General features: G+C 63.3%; 2 protein-coding genes. Both read right to left on the bottom strand.

Features of this window, described 5'->3' with window-relative positions; genetic code table 11:
* Positions 1 to 44: 44 nt before the first annotated feature.
* Positions 45 to 2333 carry a DUF1522 domain-containing protein gene (locus IVB32_RS14970; protein WP_085358973.1) on the bottom strand — a complete coding sequence of 763 codons (2289 nt, stop codon included), beginning with the start codon at positions 2331 to 2333 and terminating at the stop codon, positions 45 to 47.
* Between the two features lie 340 nt (positions 2334 to 2673).
* The coding region (locus tag IVB32_RS14965) for a flagellin (protein WP_253075427.1) at positions 2674 to 3479 on the bottom strand (806 nt) is incomplete at its 5' end.

Genomic DNA, 3479 nt, shown 5'->3' with positions numbered 1-3479 from the left:
GGCCGAAGCCCCGCCGCTCTAAATCTTCTTGTATCTTCAGTTATTTAGCGGAGCAGCTGAAGCACGCTCTGCTGCGAGGTGTTGGCCAGCGACAGCGCCGAGACCGCGATCGACTGGCGGGTCGACAGCGCCTGGCTATTGGCGGCCTCCACGTTTGTGTCGGCCAGGGTCAGGTTGGACGAACCGGTCTGCAGCACGTTGATCAGGTTCTTGTTGAAGTCCTGACGAACCTGCACCACCGAGAGGTTCGAACCGAGCGCGGAGGCTTCCGAGCGCAGCGTGCTCGACGCGGCGTTCAGGTTGGTCAGCACCTTGTTGGCTGCGGCGTTGTCGATGAAGTCGACGCCGACGGTCAAGGAGGCGAGGCCGAGACCCTTGGAATTGTAGGTCACGCCGGTGATGTTGAGGCTGGACTTGGCGGTTTCGTCGAACACCAGCTTGAGCTGATCGCCGTTCAGCAGGTTGACACCGTTGAACGAGGAGTCCTGCGAGGTGGTGTCGATCTGGTTCAGGATGTTGTTGTACTGAGACACCAGGTTCGCACGGGCCGTCTGTGCCACTGCATCCTGGATCGGCGTGGACGCCGTCGAGAAGGTCAGCGCCGAGGTCAGCGTACCACCGATCGCACCGCCCGCAGTGGTCGAGCCGAGAGTCGACGACGCGTAGTCGTTGGAAGCGGTGATGGTGAGCTGACCGTTGGCGTCGATCGTCGCGGCCAGGTTGTTGGCCTGCAGCTGCGTATTGAGCTGGTCGAGCGTCTTCACCGTACCGTTGGTGCCGTCACCGAACGTGACCTTGACTGCCGTGCCGCCGTTGAAGGAGCCGAAAGTCAGGGTCTTGCCGGCGATGCCGCCGATGCCGGAGGTGCGGGCCGCCTGGAAAGCGTTGGCCGAACCGGTGTTGCCGGCGAGACCGAGCGCGTTGAGCACATTGCCCGAACCGGTGATCGAGAGGTCGGCGTTGATACCCGTCGCGATCCTCAGCTGACCGGAGGTGTTGATCGAGGACGCGGACTGGCCGGTTGCGGTCGACAACGTCGCGGTGCCGTTGGCGGCAATGCTTGCGGTCTGCACGCCGGTGGCAAGATCGATCGCGTTCAGCACGTCGGCGACCGTGCCGGCCTGCAGATAGACGATCGAATTGCCGTTGCCGTCGGTAATGACGTTGCCGCTCTTGCCGGAGCCGGTCGGAATCGCCGGTGCACCGGCGGATCCCGGAACCGGGGCGTTCTTGAAGGTGATGGTGTGACCATCGACGTTCAGCGCCGAGCCGTCCTGGATCAGCTGACCGAGCGAGGCCGCGCTGGTGGTACGGGTCACGCTCAAGGACGCATTGCCTCCGCCCGAGGCGGTGCTGAGACCGAGAGCCTTGAGCAGATCAGCCTTGCCGGTGACGCTGAGGTCGGCACCCGTCGAGCTGCGCAGCGTGACCTTGCTGGCCGTCGTGGTGCCGACGTCCGATGGCGTCGCACCAGCGCTCGTGCTGATGGTGGCCGCACCGGCGCTGATGGTCGCAACCTTGACGCCGCTGGCGAGATCGATCGCGGTGGCGAGGTCGCCCACGGTCGCAGCCGGGGTACCGCTGGTGCCGAGATAGACTGTCGAGTTGCCGCTGCCGTCGGTGACGATGTTGCCGCTGAAGCCCGAGCCGCTGGGAACAGCAGCGGCGGCAGGAGCAGCCCCCAAACGGAAGGTGATGGTCTTGCCGTTGACGGTGAGCGTGTCGCCGTCAGCCGGCTGAGCGTTGCCGACCAGGCCGGTCGCCGTCGCCGCACCGCTCGCGATCAGGGTGATGCCCGCGGAGAGAGCCGTCGTGCCGTCACCAGCCGTTGCAGTCGCACCGGTGTTAACGCCCTGGGTCGCGCCCAGAGTGATCGCCGAAGTCGCCGCGTGCGTGCCGCCCGCAGTGCCGTCATAGAGCACGTTGCTGGAAGCGATCGCGCTGGCAAAACTGGTGGTGCCACGCAGGTCGGCGGCAGTCGCACCCGCGATGGTGGTGGAGACGTTGGACTTGGTGGAATAACCGACCGTGGTCTGGAGCGCCTGATTGGCGATCGACTTCGCGGAATCGATCAGCTTCTGCAATGAGGTCAGGCCGGTGTTGGCGGCCTGCAGAACCTGCACGCCGTTGGCAATGCCGTCGAGCAGGTTGTTGATGTCGCTGGCGCGATTGTCGAGCGACTGGGCGGTGAAGAAGTTGGTGGGATTGTCCAGAGCCGAGTTGACACTCTTGCCGGTCGACAGACGGTTCTGTGTGGTGGCGAGGAGATCGGCGGTGGACTGGAGAGACAGCAGGTTCTGGCGAACCGACGCAGAAAGAACAATACCGGACATGACTCTTACCCTTCTGGTTTACGCGTCTTCGTTCGATCGCTTCGGATCGAGTGACGGGGACAGCGTGCCGCGACATGGCTAACAAAGGGTGAAACTAGCCTCGCCTGCGTAAGTGCCGGTTCACCATAAACCGACCGAAGGCGTTGGCACGGCCTGAAATCCGACTGAATCTATTGGCGATTTTCCGTGCTTACGCTCCATTAACCATAACCGCTGGTTACTTTTCGGAGCACGACACGACGCTGCGGACGCGGGACAAACGCAAAAAGAAAGCGGCGGAGCCGAAGCCCCGCCGCAATGTCTTGCTTAACGATATCTTGCTTGCGATGTCGTCCGCTTGTTAGCGGAGCAGCTGCAGCACGCTCTGCTGCGACTGGTTGGCCAGCGACAGCGCGGAGACTGCGATCGACTGGCGGGTCGACAGCGCCTGGCTGTTCGCCGCTTCGACGTTGGTATCGGCCAGGGTCAGGTTGGACGAACCCGTCTGCAGCACGTTGATCAGGTTCTTGTTGAAGTCCTGACGAACCTGCACGATGGTCAGGTTCGAACCGAGCGCCGACGCTTCCGAACGCAGCGTGCTCGACGCGGAGTTCAGGTTGGTCAGCACCTTGTTGGTCGCAGCGTTGTCGATGAAGTCGACGCCACTGGTCAGCGCAGCGAGGCCCAGACCCTTGGAGTTGTACGTCACGCCGGTGATGCTGAGGCTCGACTTGGCGGTTTCGTCGAACACCAGCTTGAGCTGATCACCGTTCAAGAGGTTGACACCGTTGAACGAGGAGTCCTGCGCAGTCGAGTCGATCTGCTGCAGGATGTTGTTGTACTGGGACACCAGGTTGGCACGGGACGTCTGCGCAACCGAGTCCTGGACGGGGCTGGAAGCGGTCGAGAACGTCAGCGACGAGGTCAGCGTGCCGCCGATCGCACCGCCCGCCGCCGCCGAACCAAGCGTCGAGGACGCGTAGTCGTTGGTGGTCGACACCGTCAGCAGGCCGTTGGCGTCGATCGTCGCAGTCAGGTTGTTGGCCTGCAGCTTGGTGTTGAGCTGGTCGAGCGTCTTGACGCTGCCGTTGGTGCCGTCGCCGAAGGTGACATTGACCGCCGTGCCGCCGTTGAAGGAGGAGAAGGTCAAGGTCTTGCCGCTGATGC

Origin of the sequence: Bradyrhizobium sp. 23 (genome assembly GCF_023073295.1) — a bacterium.
Lineage (GTDB): Bacteria > Pseudomonadota > Alphaproteobacteria > Rhizobiales > Xanthobacteraceae > Bradyrhizobium > Bradyrhizobium canariense_D.
The sequence above is the reverse complement of the archived record's forward strand: the minus strand, read 5'-3'. Positions and strand labels throughout refer to the sequence as shown.

Excerpts from the sequence above, each read along its gene's own strand:
- IVB32_RS14970 (WP_085358973.1), bottom strand. The coding sequence starts at position 2,333 with ATGTCCGGTATTGTTCTTTCTGCGTCGGTTCGCCAGAACCTGCTGTCT.